Raw genomic sequence first — 13913 nt, 5'->3', positions numbered from 1 at the left:
CTTCTCTCTCCTTACGTACGATAACAAGCGTTTATTTTCACATATTCATAACTTAAGTCACAACCCCAAGCTGATCCTGTCTCTTCTCCTAAATGTAGACACACATCAATCATAATTTCATGTTCTTTTAATTTCATTTTCATTTCCTCTTCAGAAAACATTTGAGGTTCACTATTTTTTAACACAGTGATAGTTTGAAGAGTAATATCAATTGTATTTGGATTAATCGCTACTTCACTTTGTCCAATACTGCTAATAATTCGCCCCCAGTTTGGGTCTTCACCATGTATTGCTGTTTTCACAAGACTCGAACCGACTATTTGCTTTGCAATTTTCTTTGCCTCTTCATTTGTTCGAGCTTCTAACACATTTACTTCTATTAACTTCGTAGCGCCTTCACCATCTTGCGCAATTTTTTTTGCTAAATCTTCACATACCTTCTGTAAAGCAAATACGAATGTTTCCCAATCTTTATGTTCCATATTGATTGGCTTCGTTTCTGATAATCCACTTGCCATAACGATGACCATATCATTTGTAGAAGTATCTCCATCCACCGTAATTTGATTAAATGTATGATTCGTTATTTGTGATAATGCTGTTTGCAATACGTCATGCTCTATATGAGCATCTGTCGTAATAAAACTTAGCATCGTTGCCATATTCGGATGAATCATCCCTGAACCTTTAGCGACACCAGCAATCGTCACTTTCTTCCCATCAATAATCATCTCATAGCAAGTTTCTTTCGTTATAAGATCCGTCGTTAAGATTGCTTCAGAAAAAGAATGCGCTTCACTTTCTTCCTTCGTCGGGATAAGAGTTGCAATTCCCTTTCGGATTATCTCCATCGGTAAAGGAACACCAATTACACCTGTTGAAGCTACTGCAACGTAATTTTCTTTTACTCCAAAATGTTCCGCCCCTAATGCACGCATCTCGTATGCATCTTGTAATCCTTTCATTCCTGTACAAGCATTTGCATTTCCACTATTGACGATAATAGCTTGTAATTTCCCCTCAGCCGTTATACTGTCTTTCGTTACTTGCAGCGGGGCTGCTTGTATTTGATTTGTTGTATAAACGGCGGCGCATGATGCTGGCACTTCACAAATGATTACACCTAAATCCTTTTTTTCTTTTTTCAAACCATTTGCAGTACCGATTGCCGAAAAGCCTTTTGGCGTTACAATTGAACCATTTTCTAATTTTGTAATAGACTCTACTTTAATCATCATGTCCCCCTTATAGATAAAGCGGCATATGTTGTAAACCTGTTGTTTCTTCTAGTCCCGCTACTATATTTGCATTTTGAATCGCTTGCCCAGCCGCACCTTTCATCATATTGTCTATAACAGAAACGACTGTCACACTTCCTGTTCTTTCATCGTAAGCTATCCCCATATCACAATAATTTGAGCCTCTCACTTCTTTCGGACTTGGAAACTCTCCTTGCTTGCGAATTCGAACAAAAGCCGATTGCTCATACGTTTCTTCATATAATTTTTGAAGTTGTTCTATTTCCATTTCTCGTTTTACTTTCGCATAAAGTGTAACCATAATCCCCCGTGATATCGGTATTAAATGTGTACTAAACGTGATTGGCTTCGTTTCCCTATTCCACTCTGCAAGCATTTGCTCAATCTCAGGAACGTGTTGATGCTCATTTACTTTATAAATACGCAAGTTATCGTATAACTCAGGAAAGTGAGTCATCGTTGTTGGCGTTTTGCCTGCTCCAGATACCCCCGATTTCGCATCAATAATAATTGAATCTTCTTCAATTATGCTGCTACGAACTAACGGCAATATCGCTAATAATGCAGCTGTAGCAAAACATCCCGGGTTTGCAATTAAATTTGCATTTTGAATTTCGGACCTTTTCCATTCACTTAACCCATATACAGCTTCCCTAAGGACTCCTTCTTTTGCAGCCGCCCTTTTATACCACTGTTCATATATCAAAGGATCTTTCATACGAAAGTCTCCAGATAGGTCAATTACCTTTAAACCTACTGCCAATAATTTTGGAGTTAACTCTGCTGATACTCCTGCTGGGGTTGCTAAAAATACAATTTCTGCTTCCTTCTCTATTTCCTCCACATCAATTTCTTGTAACGTATGAACAAAAACATTTTGAAAATGCGGATATACATTTGTTATACACTCGCCAACTTGTGAAAAAGAATGGAGAGATGCTATCGAAAAATATGGATGTTGCTCTAATAACCGAATTAACTCAATACCTCCATACCCAGTTGCTCCAATAATCGCGACTTTCATATGCTCCTCCTCATATCGATTCTTTAAATTAAGTATGATTATAATATTGTATATTTATAGAGTCAATTAAATATTTATAAATTTTATAAACTTAAAGAACTTAATTTTACTAGAAAAACAATATATACAACCGAATTTTTATACATAATCAGTGCATGGTAGTTTTTTCACTCCACTTCAAGTACAATAAAAACAATACATATGTACATACAGGCGGGGAAAGCATGAATGAAAAAATAATTGAGAAAATGATTATAAAAAGTTTTCAGCAATATCAATGTACTCCTATGTCAAATGAGGATCAGGAAATGCTTATTAAACATATTCAAACGATAATTCATTCAAATACTAAAATTGATGTATACGAAGCAGTTGAGGATATCGTTTACGATTATGTGACTGGAAAATAAAAAAATAGGAGGTTTCCATATGGAAACCTCCTATTTTTTACTTAATGATTTACCTGCAACACGCTCAAATAAACCTGGGAATAATGCATAAAGTTTCGGACCCATTCCCATCCACTTCGGTAAGTTTACTTCACGTTTTTTCGTATGCATCGATTTTACGATTTGTTCTGCTACATATGTTGGTTTTAACATGTAACGTCCCATATTTTTCACATATGTACCTGATTGATCAGCTATTTCAAAAAAGTTCGTATCTATCGGACCTGGGTTAATTGCTGTCACATAAACATCTGTATTCGATAACTCCATGCGTAAACTATTCGTAAATCCTAATACGGCATGTTTCGTCGCTGCATACGCACTCGATTTCGGCGTTGCAATTTTCCCAGCAAGTGAAGCAATATTAATAATATGTCCTTCGTTTCTTTTCACCATATAAGGTAGTACCGCTTTCGTACAAGCTACTAATCCAAATACATTTACTTGGAACATATCTTTCACTTCATCCATTGACGCATCTTCAAACGTTTTAAAAATACCAAATCCCGCATTGTTTACTAATATATCAATACGTCCCACTTCTTGTAATACTTTTGAAAAAACAGATTTTACCCCCGTCTCTTCACTTACATCTAATACATAATAGTAGCAAGGCGTATTATACGTTTCTTTAATTTTGTCTGCTAACGCTTTTAATTTCTCTTCTGTTCTAGCCATTAATACTGGAGTCGCTCCTTGCTCTGCAACTTGCATTGCAACTTGCTCTCCAATTCCACTAGAAGCACCTGTAATGACGATTATTTTTTCTTGTAAACGTCCCGTCATTGTTGTCACCTACTTTGCATAATAAATCAATTGTTGCGAAGACTCATCAATCATCACTTGTTGATTATATGCTAAAAAGTCTAATTGTCCAACAGTTTCTGAAATAGTAAGTGGCAATTGCTCCTTATATAATACTGGGAATAGTTTTACACATACTTCAAATGCTGTCATTGGTTTTTCCTTTAATAACTCAAGCACTTTAAACGCACGTGTTTCTTGCTTTTGTAACCTCGTTTCAATAAGTTGTTTCACATTTAAAACATCTTCCCCATGCCCTGATAAAATGCGTGAAATATTCATTTCACTTAAACGTTGTAACGTTTGATTATATTGTAGTAATGGACGTGCCCTTTCTGTTTGCCCTTCATATGGTGGTTCTAATATTGGATTCGAAGAAATATGACTAATGAGAGCATCCCCACCAATTAATATTCCATCAGATTCTCTATATAAAGAAATATGAGTAGAAGCATGACCTGGTGTTTCAATCACTGTAAACCCAGGTAGCGAATCAATACGATCACCTTCTCTCACAGTATGTGTTAATGATCTATTACAAGAATATTTAAGTGTCTTTGTCGTCAATAATTCCTCGTCTTTCAAAAATGCTGCTGGAACACCAAACTGCAAGGCTGTCTCTTTAAAAAACTCATGGTACCACTTTAGAAATTCTGGATTTTGCGTGATCCAAGGCTCATTCCAAGGGTGTCCAATAATATGCGTTTTCTCTGAAAATATATCTAACAGTCCACAATGATCCGCATGATGATGTGTAATCACTACCGTTTTAATATCTTCTATCGTATATCCTAATGCACCTAATTGACTTTCTAACGCACTCCTTGCCCCTTCTGTATTCGTCCCTGTATCAATTAACGTTAATGTCTCCCCCTCAACTAAAAACACATTCACTGTCTCAACTGCAAATGGTACAGGAATCTCCATTCGGTGAATCGCCGTCATGCCTAGCCCCCCTGTCTCTTTCCGGTTCAAAAATGAATACCTCTTCAGTTTACAACTTCCCTGTTGATTTGTCATTATTTTCAGATAAAAAGAGGGGTTTTCTATAAAAAAACGAATGTATGTACATTTATAAGAATTTCTATATAAATTTTAAGGAGGAACATCATGTCTATTCAAAATATTTCCTTTCTCGGTGCAGGCTCCATTGCCGAAGCAATTATTGGTGGCTTATTACAAGCAAACGTTGTTAAAGGAGAACAAATTACCGTAAGTAATCGTTCTAACGAAACAAGGCTACAGGAGCTACATAAAAAATACGGTGTTAAAGGTACGCATAACCAAAAAGAACTCCTTGCTGATGCAAATATTCTTTTTCTAGCAATGAAACCAAAAGATGTTGCCGAAGCCATTATCCCGCTTAAAGAATATACAAATCCTAATCTGCTTATTATCTCGTTATTAGCAGGTGTTTCTATTCAATCAATTAGAGATCTACTTCAAAAAGACGTTCCGATTATTCGTGCAATGCCAAATACATCTGCGGCTATTTTAAAATCAGCTACTGCTATCTCGCCTTCAAAACATGCAACAACAGAACATATTCAGACTGCCATAGCTTTATTTGAAACGATCGGTCTCGTCTCTGTTGTAAAGGAAGATGATATGCATGCCGTCACTGCATTATCCGGAAGTGGACCAGCTTATATTTATTATGTAGTAGAAGCGATGGAGGAAGCCGCAAAAAAAATAGGCTTAAAAGAAGATGTTGCAAAATCACTTATTCTTCAAACGATGATTGGTGCTGCTGAAATGCTAAAAGCAAGCGAAAAACACCCCTCTATTTTGCGAAAGGAAATTACTTCTCCTGGCGGAACTACCGAAGCAGGCATTGAAGTGTTACAGGAACATAACTTTCAACAAACTTTAGTTTCATGTATTACGAAGGCAACGAAACGCTCACATGATCTAGGAAAAACATTAGAAGAAATTACGAAAGAAAAATAAAAAACGGAGCTCAAATTTACTTGAGCTCCGTTTTCTTATTATTACGCTTAGTTATTAACTTTACCAAAAATTTCTTCTTGCAGACGACGACCAGTCGGTGTTGCTGCAAGTCCACCTTCAGCTGTTTCACGAAGTGCTACTGGCATCGTTTGTCCGATTCTAAACATTGCCTCAATTACTTCATCACATGGAATTGTACTAGTTACACCAGCTAATGCTAAATCAGCTGAAATCATCGCATTCGCAGCTCCTGCTGCATTACGTTTTACACAAGGTACTTCTACAAGTCCTGCAACCGGATCGCATACTAACCCAAGCATATTCTTTAATGAAATTGCCATCGCTGTAGCTGCTTGATCTTGTGTTCCACCAGCCATCTCAACTGCTGCTGCAGCCGCCATTCCACTTGCTGAACCAACTTCAGCTTGGCATCCTCCTGCCGCACCAGAAATACAAGCGTTATTCGCAACAACCATCCCGAAAGCTCCTGCTGTAAATAAAAATTCAATCATTTCTTCACGTGTAGGCTGCAATTTTTCTCTTAGTGCAAACAGTACGCCTGGCACTGTTCCAGCAGATCCTGCTGTTGGTGTTGCACAAATGATTCCCATCGCTGCGTTTACTTCATTTGTTGCAACAGCTTTACTCACTGCATCTAAAATCGTATCTCCAGATAAGCCTTTTCCACTGTTCATATACGTTTGAACTTTTACAGCGTCTCCGCCAGTTAAACCAGTTGGTGATTTTACGCCACGAATACCTCGTTCTACCGCTTGTTCCATCACGACTAAGTTTTTTTCCATACCAGCAATTACTTCTTCACGTGAAATACTTCTAGTTTCCATTTCACATTGAATCATAATTTCTGCGATTTTCACATTTTGTTCTTTAGCTTGCGCCACTAGTTCCGCTGCGTTCCGAAACATGGTGTGTCCCCCCTGCAATTAATCCATAATAGTTACTTGACAAATATTTTGTTGCGCATTTATTTCTTCAATCACTTCATCTGCTAACAGTTCATCTGTTTCGATGACCATAAGTGCTCTTCTTCCTTTTTCTTTACGAGAAACACTCATTGTACTAATGTTAATCTCATGTTTCGCAAGGATTGAAGCTACTGCTGCAATAGCACCAAAGCGATCGTTATTTACAATAAGAAGTGCTGGGCTCGTTCCTGATAATTGTAGATCAAAGCCATTTAACTCTACCACTTCGATTTTACCACCACCAATAGAACATGCAACAACTTCAATTTCTTCCTCCCCTTTATACAAACGAATTCTCGCTGTATTTGGGTGAGGTGCATTTGCATCTTCTTCAATAAACTCCACTTCAATTTCGCGCTCTTTTGCAATGTCTAATGCATCTGGAATACGCAAATCATCTGTTTCAAATCCAAGTATTCCACCAATTAGTGCCACATCCGTACCGTGCCCACGATACGTTTTTGCAAATGATCCGTATAATGAAATACTAACCCTCTCTGGTTCATGACGAAACAGTTGGCGAGCAACTTGCCCCATTCTTGCTGCCCCTGCTGTATGTGAACTTGATGGACCAATCATAACCGGACCAATAATATCAAATACCGAGCGATACTTCATCAAAATTCCCCCTAAACCTCTATGAAAATTTTTTACCATTCTATTAAGCTACCGCATCTATTGCTTTTCCAGCCGTGCCACGAATTTGCCCCGCTATACGAATTGGATAGTTTTTGAATAAAAGTGAACCAATATATCCTGAAATAATACCTGATACCATGTACGAAATATAGCATTACTTTCATTTAAAATGATATAAGATAACCAGCAATTAAGCCTGGTAGCAATCCAAAGTTTAACACAGAAGCCTCTACAATCATAGCATAAACAGGAGATACACCCCTCACTAAATACAACTATGCCTTCTAGACTACCCACTGATTGTCCAACCTCTTTTAAAAATGGTATTTCAAATAAATTATAATGTGCCCTCATTATAGCTTGTTTTTTGTAAAACGCTTACTTTTATTGAATTTTAAAATTTCTGAATAAAAATCTTATTTTCTCATTTGTATTACTTGTACGTACATCTTCTTGTGTAACAGTTTTTCTAAACAATCGGTATTTCGTATTTTTATCCTATATATTCAAGGCATTATAAAATTCTGTGTTATACAAGTATAACTACAAAATGATAACAGCTGCTTACTAATTTTTTTTGAAAATAAAAAAATGGTAAACATAAGTCACCATTTTTTTATTGAAATTATTATCTTTCTACTGGGAATGATTTCAAATCCGCTGCTATTTCCGTATTAGAAAATACTTCCCTTGCTTCTTCCAATAATTTCTTATATGTATCGCCTTGATAACGAGAACTAATATGAGTCAATATTAATCGTTTCGCATTTGCTTGAAGTGCAATACTCGCAGCCTGCTTAGATGTAGAATGAAAATAATCATGCGCTTGTTGTTCATCTTCTGCTGCGAAAGTTGCCTCATGAACAAGTACATCGGCGTCTTGTGCTAGCTCTCTACTTGCTTCGCAATATCGTGTATCACCTAAAATGGTAATAATTCTCCCTTTTTGAGACGGACCGATAAAATCTTTTCCATTTAGCATTGTCCCATTCTCTAATTCAACTACTTCTCCATCTTTTAAACGTTTAAAAATTGGACCTGGTTTCACACCCATTTCTAAGAGCTTATCGACTAAAAGTGCTCCCTGTATATCCTTCTCTACAATACGGTATCCGAGACATTCAATGCCATGCGACAACCTTTTCGTTTCTACATAGAACTCATTATCTTCAAACACGGTGCCTTCTTCCTCTATCTCAACAACTTCAAGTGGATATTTGACATGTGTTGTACTTACCGATAATGCTACTTCAATAAATTGTTTAATTCCTTTTGGTCCATATACTGTTAACGGTGTAGTCCCTCCTTGAAACGAACGACTACCTAATAAACCAGGCAATCCAAAAATATGATCACCATGTAAATGGGTAATAAATATTTTTTCAATGCGGCGTGGGCGTACAGATGTATGTAATATTTGATGTTGCGTCGCCTCGCCACAGTCAAATAACCAAGTCTGTCCTCGTTCTTCTAACAACTGCAAAGCAATTGCTGAAACATTCCTTCCTTTTGAAGGAACACCTGCACCAGTTCCTAAAAATACAAATTCCACTTTCTTTCCTCCAGCTCTTTATATAATCTATCTCTCATCTTACGGAATGTTATTTCAAATGGCAAATTGAATTTACATAACCAATCATCTAGACAACTATATAACACGAACGTTACACTTAAAAAACTTAGTAATTGTTCGTGTTTTATGTTAAAATAAATATACTACATTTTAAGGGAGCGTTTTATTATGAAAGAAGTATTTCGTTTACAAACTGATTTTTCATCTTCATTTGATCGCTGGGTAAGTTCTTTCGTGTCTGATCACCCAGCACAATTAGAATGGACGACTTTAAAAGAATTAATCCATGAATATACAACATCACATACAAATGAGACGTTGCCATCTTATATTTCTTCAGCTTTAACATATTACGCACAACGCGTTTCAACAACAAATCGTTCAGAGATTGTTATTTTTGAAAATGCTACAATCTCGTAATGTATAATAAAAAGCACTGATTACATACAGTGCTTTTTATTTATATCCACACTCTTTCAATCTTTTTGTTTTAACTTGGCATGGGGTTAAAAAAGAATCTGACCGCCTCTACGCATATTTGGATTCTCTGTTCTATCTAAAAAAAGATTTTATATTCATGTCACCTTCTACATAAACTTATTTTCTAACTTTTGTTGAAACGACTTCTCTTGCTTACGTAATAGTTGACTACCTCGCTGTAAGAGGGGCGTTCCATACTTATCATTAATTTGATCAATGACAGCAAGTAGCGGTTCTTTTTTCGCATCTTCTTCAAATGAAAATAAATCTAATTGTTTCACTGATTCTGTCTTCCACTCTATTTCAGTAGCTGTAACACCTAGCAAACGAACGGAATCCCCATCCCAATGTTGCTTCCATAAACGAGATGCTGCCTGAAAAATATCTCGTTCTTCCCAAATTGCATTTTTCAATTGCTTACTCCGCGTTACTGTCCGCCTATCATGATATTTAATCATAATTTGAATATTATAGCTGACAAGAGTTCGCTTTTGTAATCTTTTACTTACTGATTTTGATAACCGTTCTAACATATCAAGTAACTCTTTCTCTTCATCCATATCCTTTGAAAAAGTCATCGAATTGCCGACACTTTTATGCTGTCCCATTTGACTCGGATCAACTTCTCTATCATCCGTACCTTTCGCACGCCTTTGTAAATCAACACCATGCTTGCCAATTTTAGCACGAATGATATGCTCATCTCCCTTTGCCAACTGTTCAATTGTATGTATATGAATTTCATTTAATTTTTCAGCTGTTTTTTCGCCAATCCCATGCATTGCTTCCACTGGAAGTGGCCAAATCATTTCTGGAATATCTCGTTTTCGAAGTACGGTAATACCGAGAGGTTTTTTCATATCAGAAGCTGTTTTTGCTAGGAAAAGGTTTGGAGCAATTCCGATGCTACACGGCAACTGTAACTCTGTTAATAACGCTTGCTGAATCATCTTTGCTATTTCAAGAGGCGAACCGAGTGCATAACAATCTGTAATATCTAAATATCCCTCATCTATTGAGACTGGTTGTATTTTTTCCGTAAAACGGGAAAGGATTTGAAACATTTGAAATGAAGCTTCACGATATAATGTGAAATTAGGACGTCTTACAACTAATTTTGGACATAACCTTTTCGCTTCCCAAAGTGGCATCGTCGTACGTATTCCATATTCTCTCGCCTCATAACTACATGTTATGATAATTCCTTTTCTTTCTTTTTCATTTCCAGCAACCGCTAGTGGTTTCCCTTGTAATGATGGGTCGTGAGCAATTTCAACAGATGCGAAAAAACAATTCATATCTACATGCAAAATTACACGACCATTTTTCGGATACATTTCTCGCATAATACTCACTCCCTAATCAGAACGTCCGTTCTTTTTATTATATCAAATTTTATACAATAGTTATAATAATTACTTGTTCTTTTCCATTATATTTTTCGCTATATTTTACATAAAATGGATATAATTATAAAGAAAGGTGGTTGTTATGAAATCAACTAATAGACTCGATTATACGTTTCTCGTAATTATACTAATCATCGTAATCAACTATTTACTACTTCCTATTTTCGATATTAACATAGCTGGATTCTTCCCTCGCCTAGTTCATATAGTAACAACTTATATATTGCCATGGATTTTCTTATATTGGCTTATACGTCTTGTCAAAGCAATTGAATCAAAATAAAAAGCGTGTAAATCAAAATTGATTTACACGCTTTCTCTATTACATTATTTTGCTACTTCTTCAATAATCGCAACAACTAATTCTGCCGTTTTTGCTAACTCTTCAACAGGAATCTTCTCATTTGTTGTATGAATTTCTTCGTAACCAACTGCTAAGTTAACTGTTGGGATACCGTGTCCAGCAATTACGTTTGCATCACTTCCGCCACCACTTTGGTGTAGAGAAGGTGTACGACCGATATTTTCAGCTGCACGTTTTGCAACTTCTACAACGTGATCGCCATCAGCAAATTTAAAACCTGGGTACATAACGTTTACTTCAACGTCTGCTTGACCGCCCATTTCTTTTGCAGTCGTTTCAAATGCTTCTTTCATTTTCGCAACTTGTACTTCCATTTTCTCATTAATTAAAGAACGAGCTTCTGCAAAGATTTGTACATGATCACAAACGATATTCGTTTGTGTACCACCTTCAAAACGGCCAATATTTGCAGTTGTTTCAGAATCGATACGACCAAGTGGCATTTTTGCAATTGCTTTCGCAGCGATAGTAATTGCAGATACACCTTTTTCCGGTGCTACACCAGCGTGAGCTGTTTTCCCACGAATAATTGCGTTCACTTTCGCTTGTGTTGGAGCTGCAACAACGATTTCACCAACTTTTCCATCGCTATCTAATGCGTAACCATATTTCGCTGTAATACGCTCACGGTCTAACGCTTTTGCACCAACAAGACCTGATTCTTCTCCAACTGTAATAATAAATTCAATTTTACCATGAGGAATGTTTTTCTCTTTTAAAACACGAATTGCTTCGAACATCGATGCTAATCCTGCTTTATCATCCGCACCTAAAATTGTAGTACCATCTGATACGATATATCCATCTTTAATAGAAGGCTTAATTCCATTACCAGGAACTACTGTATCCATATGAGAAGTAAAGTAAATTGTATCAACACCATCTTTTGTTGCTGGTAAAGTACAAATTAAGTTACCTGCACCATGACCAGTTACAGACATTGTGTCGTCTTCAAATACTTCTACACCTAAATCTGTAAATTTCTTTGTTAATACTTTGCAGATTTCTGCTTCAAATTTCGTTTCAGAATCTACTTGTACTAATTCCATGAATTCATTTACTAAACGTTCTTGATTAATCATAAGACTGCGCCTCCTGCACTACCATTATGTATGTAACAATATTAATTATAACAGAATTTCGCAAAAGTTTCGAAATACAAGACAAAAACAGATGGTTTATATGTCTAGATACCCATCTGCTTTCTATTATTCATTTAACAATACCCAGCGCATATGATCTTCCCAAACGCCATTTACCATTAACATCTTCCTAGATACTCCTTCATATTGAAATCCTATCTTCGTCACTACTTGTATAGATGCTAAATTACGCGGCATAATCGGTGCTTCTATACGATGTAAATGCGATTCCTCAAAAGCAACTTGAATGGCTTTTCTAAGCGCTTCTGTCGTATAGCCTTTATTCAACTCTGCTTTATCTAATTTATAACCGAGTACACAAGATTGATAAATACCACGAACAATTAAATTAAATGAAATACAACCAATTATTTTCGTATCATCACCCTTTTTAAAAATCCATAGCCTAATAATCTTTCCTTCTGCAAACTCTTTTCTATCCTTTTGTAACCTTTTCTTTTGATAATCTAATGTAAAAAAACCCTCTGGTCTATACTCTTCCCAAGCTTTTAAAAATTCACGATTTCTGTCGTAATATTGAAGAACTTTTTCCGCATACGACTCATCAATTTCCCTTAAATGTAAACGATCTGTCTCATATATTTTCATCATCGTATCTCCATTCTTCAGCTTGCATAACAAAACATTAACCATCTATTCTTTTAATATATTCTCTGCGCATACGCAAATTTCCTGTTATATGTTGCAACCTCTTCCCGAATTTTGTCTTTGCTCTCCCCTTGTCCACAATATCATTTCTCGTTACAATGATATTGTACTGATTTGCAAGGAGGTATCATGATGCATAAAAAAGCTCAAAAAATTATGGTTTATTTAATGCTAATTTCTATGCTTGTAACAACATTACTTGCTGGCGCGAGTATGTTTTGGTAAAAAGGACGATGTATTCGTCCTTTTTTTACTTTTCATATATGACAAAATAAACCATCTCGACATCGAGATGGTTTATTTTATATAAAACACAATCGCTACAATACTAAAGGAAAATGACATTACAAGTGCTATTACAAAACTTGTATATTGTTTCTGCTGAAATGCCCCAATAACAAAAGTTAGATTAAGTAATGCCATACATACAATCGCTACAAGATAAGAACATATATTAAAAGTTGCCAATATGAATGTAATAACAAATAGAAATCCCATAAAAAACTGCATATACGAAAGTTTTGGATTCAAGTACATATGAGCAACCCCTTTATCTAATTTTATCTTTCTATACTCTCATTAACGCACGGTTATGTACACATGTCAAGACAACTTATTATAATAGAAAAAGCCAACCTTTTCGTTGGCTTTTTCATATGCAACGGATCCTTTTTCTTTTGCCAATTGCTGAAATGATTTTTTCGATTTCACAATCCATACTTTCGTTCCAATTGGAATGCGATCAAACAAATATTCCACATCGTTTTTCTTCATTCTTATACACCCTTGTGAAATATACTTTCCAATTGAACTCGGTTGGTTTGTTCCATGTATTCCATATTTACTTCCATCAGTTCCTCTTGCATTAAATCCAATCCACCTTGACCCAAGCGGATTTTTTGGCGATCCACCTGGAATATCCTTCGCAATGTAATACGGATCCTTTGCTTTCATTACAACATCAAAAGTTCCTTCTGGAGTTAATTCATTCGTTTTCCCTGTCGCTACTGGAAAAACCTTTTGAATCTTTCCATCGTCAATGTAAGCTAATTTATTCGTTGCTTTATTTACGATAATGAAAGGGTCCCCTGCACGCGGATTATCACCAAGAGGCCAAATCGGCGATAAAGATAGGCATAATATGAAAGAGAGAAGATACGGCATA

17 protein-coding genes are annotated in these 13913 nt (G+C 36.1%); 5 read left to right on the top strand and 12 right to left on the bottom strand.

Features of this window, described 5'->3' with window-relative positions:
- Positions 1–11: 11 nt before the first annotated feature.
- Together argJ and argC are read right to left on the bottom strand one after the other, a co-directional pair.
- The gene (argJ, locus tag DN410_RS16405; RefSeq protein WP_149177279.1) at positions 12–1235 is read right to left on the bottom strand and encodes a bifunctional glutamate N-acetyltransferase/amino-acid acetyltransferase ArgJ; all 1224 of its coding nucleotides are present in this window, start codon (positions 1233–1235) and stop codon (positions 12–14) included.
- A 10-nt stretch (positions 1236–1245) separates the two neighbouring features.
- Positions 1246–2283, bottom strand: a complete 1038-nt coding sequence (gene argC, locus DN410_RS16400) for an N-acetyl-gamma-glutamyl-phosphate reductase (protein ID WP_149177278.1) — start codon at positions 2281–2283, stop codon at positions 1246–1248.
- A 224-nt stretch (positions 2284–2507) separates the two neighbouring features.
- Here argC and DN410_RS16395 point away from each other — a divergent pair, with 224 nt between their 5' ends.
- Positions 2508–2693: a YqzH family protein gene (locus DN410_RS16395; protein ID WP_149177277.1), complete on the top strand. Its 186-nt coding sequence runs from the start codon at positions 2508–2510 to the stop codon at positions 2691–2693.
- A gap of 30 nt (positions 2694–2723) precedes the next feature.
- Here the strand turns inward: DN410_RS16395 and DN410_RS16390 are convergent, their stop codons facing one another.
- Positions 2724–3518 (bottom strand): SDR family NAD(P)-dependent oxidoreductase, encoded by a 795-nt coding sequence (locus tag DN410_RS16390; protein WP_149177276.1) that lies wholly within the window; start codon positions 3516–3518, stop codon positions 2724–2726.
- Positions 3519–3527: 9 nt separating this feature from the next.
- Entirely contained in the window at positions 3528–4481 is a 954-nt protein-coding gene (locus DN410_RS16385; protein ID WP_149177275.1) for an MBL fold metallo-hydrolase, read from the bottom strand.
- 165 nt (positions 4482–4646) lie between these two features.
- Here DN410_RS16385 and proI point away from each other — a divergent pair, with 165 nt between their 5' ends.
- Positions 4647–5486 (top strand): pyrroline-5-carboxylate reductase ProI, encoded by an 840-nt coding sequence (proI, locus tag DN410_RS16380; protein ID WP_149177274.1) that lies wholly within the window; start codon positions 4647–4649, stop codon positions 5484–5486.
- A gap of 47 nt (positions 5487–5533) precedes the next feature.
- Here the strand turns inward: proI and sdaAA are convergent, their stop codons facing one another.
- The 3 genes from sdaAA to rnz form a co-directional block, all read right to left on the bottom strand.
- Complete coding sequence (sdaAA, locus tag DN410_RS16375; RefSeq protein ID WP_000489466.1) at positions 5534–6412, bottom strand: L-serine ammonia-lyase, iron-sulfur-dependent, subunit alpha; 879 nt, start codon at positions 6410–6412, stop codon at positions 5534–5536.
- An 18-nt stretch (positions 6413–6430) separates the two neighbouring features.
- Positions 6431–7090 (bottom strand): L-serine ammonia-lyase, iron-sulfur-dependent subunit beta, encoded by a 660-nt coding sequence (sdaAB, locus tag DN410_RS16370; RefSeq protein ID WP_149177273.1) that lies wholly within the window; start codon positions 7088–7090, stop codon positions 6431–6433.
- Between the two features lie 649 nt (positions 7091–7739).
- On the bottom strand, positions 7740–8663 hold the full coding sequence (rnz, locus tag DN410_RS16360) for a ribonuclease Z (protein WP_149177272.1): 924 nt from the start codon (positions 8661–8663) through the stop codon (positions 7740–7742).
- Positions 8664–8852: 189 nt separating this feature from the next.
- Between rnz and DN410_RS16355 the strand changes: the two genes are divergently transcribed.
- Positions 8853–9104, top strand: coding sequence for a DUF3932 family protein (locus tag DN410_RS16355; RefSeq protein ID WP_149177271.1), 252 nt, complete (start codon positions 8853–8855; stop codon positions 9102–9104).
- Positions 9105–9271: 167 nt separating this feature from the next.
- On the opposite strand, the gene DN410_RS16350 is transcribed toward DN410_RS16355, so the two are convergent.
- A complete protein-coding gene (locus DN410_RS16350; RefSeq protein ID WP_149177270.1) occupies positions 9272–10510 on the bottom strand; it encodes a DNA polymerase IV in 1239 nt (412 codons plus the stop codon).
- A 145-nt stretch (positions 10511–10655) separates the two neighbouring features.
- Here DN410_RS16350 and DN410_RS16345 point away from each other — a divergent pair, with 145 nt between their 5' ends.
- The gene (locus DN410_RS16345) at positions 10656–10856 is read left to right on the top strand and encodes a hypothetical protein (RefSeq protein WP_149177269.1); all 201 of its coding nucleotides are present in this window, start codon (positions 10656–10658) and stop codon (positions 10854–10856) included.
- Between the two features lie 44 nt (positions 10857–10900).
- On the opposite strand, the gene DN410_RS16340 is transcribed toward DN410_RS16345, so the two are convergent.
- A complete protein-coding gene (locus tag DN410_RS16340; RefSeq protein WP_149177268.1) occupies positions 10901–12019 on the bottom strand; it encodes a tripeptidase T in 1119 nt (372 codons plus the stop codon).
- A gap of 126 nt (positions 12020–12145) precedes the next feature.
- Positions 12146–12691: a GNAT family N-acetyltransferase gene (locus tag DN410_RS16335; RefSeq protein WP_149177267.1), complete on the bottom strand. Its 546-nt coding sequence runs from the start codon at positions 12689–12691 to the stop codon at positions 12146–12148.
- 189 nt (positions 12692–12880) lie between these two features.
- Between DN410_RS16335 and prli42 the strand changes: the two genes are divergently transcribed.
- Positions 12881–12973: a stressosome-associated protein Prli42 gene (prli42, locus tag DN410_RS16330; RefSeq protein ID WP_149177266.1), complete on the top strand. Its 93-nt coding sequence runs from the start codon at positions 12881–12883 to the stop codon at positions 12971–12973.
- A gap of 72 nt (positions 12974–13045) precedes the next feature.
- On the opposite strand, the gene DN410_RS16325 is transcribed toward prli42, so the two are convergent.
- Positions 13046–13285, bottom strand: a complete 240-nt coding sequence (locus DN410_RS16325; RefSeq protein ID WP_000281167.1) for a DUF3894 domain-containing protein — start codon at positions 13283–13285, stop codon at positions 13046–13048.
- A gap of 66 nt (positions 13286–13351) precedes the next feature.
- The gene (locus DN410_RS16320) at positions 13352–13912 is read right to left on the bottom strand and encodes a L,D-transpeptidase (protein WP_149177265.1); all 561 of its coding nucleotides are present in this window, start codon (positions 13910–13912) and stop codon (positions 13352–13354) included.
- Between the last annotated feature and the right edge of the window lies 1 nt (position 13913).

Origin of the sequence: Bacillus sp. SH5-2 (assembly GCF_008368905.1) — a bacterium.
Taxonomy (GTDB): Bacteria; Bacillota; Bacilli; order Bacillales; family Bacillaceae_G; genus Bacillus_A; species Bacillus_A luti.
Note: the sequence above shows the minus strand (reverse complement) of the source record. Positions and strands in the feature narration are given on the sequence as shown.

Coding starts and splice junctions, on each gene's coding strand:
- argJ (WP_149177279.1), bottom strand. CDS start 1,235: ATGATTAAAGTAGAGTCTATTACAAAATTAGAAAATGGTTCAATTGTA.
- argC (WP_149177278.1), bottom strand. CDS start 2,283: ATGAAAGTCGCGATTATTGGAGCAACTGGGTATGGAGGTATTGAGTTA.
- DN410_RS16395 (WP_149177277.1), top strand. CDS start 2,508: ATGAATGAAAAAATAATTGAGAAAATGATTATAAAAAGTTTTCAGCAA.
- DN410_RS16390 (WP_149177276.1), bottom strand. CDS start 3,518: ATGACGGGACGTTTACAAGAAAAAATAATCGTCATTACAGGTGCTTCT.
- DN410_RS16385 (WP_149177275.1), bottom strand. CDS start 4,481: ATGACGGCGATTCACCGAATGGAGATTCCTGTACCATTTGCAGTTGAG.
- proI (WP_149177274.1), top strand. CDS start 4,647: ATGTCTATTCAAAATATTTCCTTTCTCGGTGCAGGCTCCATTGCCGAA.
- sdaAA (WP_000489466.1), bottom strand. CDS start 6,412: ATGTTTCGGAACGCAGCGGAACTAGTGGCGCAAGCTAAAGAACAAAAT.
- sdaAB (WP_149177273.1), bottom strand. CDS start 7,090: ATGAAGTATCGCTCGGTATTTGATATTATTGGTCCGGTTATGATTGGT.
- DN410_RS16355 (WP_149177271.1), top strand. CDS start 8,853: ATGAAAGAAGTATTTCGTTTACAAACTGATTTTTCATCTTCATTTGAT.
- DN410_RS16350 (WP_149177270.1), bottom strand. CDS start 10,510: ATGCGAGAAATGTATCCGAAAAATGGTCGTGTAATTTTGCATGTAGAT.
- DN410_RS16345 (WP_149177269.1), top strand. CDS start 10,656: ATGAAATCAACTAATAGACTCGATTATACGTTTCTCGTAATTATACTA.
- DN410_RS16340 (WP_149177268.1), bottom strand. CDS start 12,019: ATGATTAATCAAGAACGTTTAGTAAATGAATTCATGGAATTAGTACAA.
- DN410_RS16335 (WP_149177267.1), bottom strand. CDS start 12,691: ATGATGAAAATATATGAGACAGATCGTTTACATTTAAGGGAAATTGAT.
- prli42 (WP_149177266.1), top strand. CDS start 12,881: ATGCATAAAAAAGCTCAAAAAATTATGGTTTATTTAATGCTAATTTCT.
- DN410_RS16325 (WP_000281167.1), bottom strand. CDS start 13,285: ATGTACTTGAATCCAAAACTTTCGTATATGCAGTTTTTTATGGGATTT.
- DN410_RS16320 (WP_149177265.1), bottom strand. CDS start 13,912: ATGCCGTATCTTCTCTCTTTCATATTATGCCTATCTTTATCGCCGATT.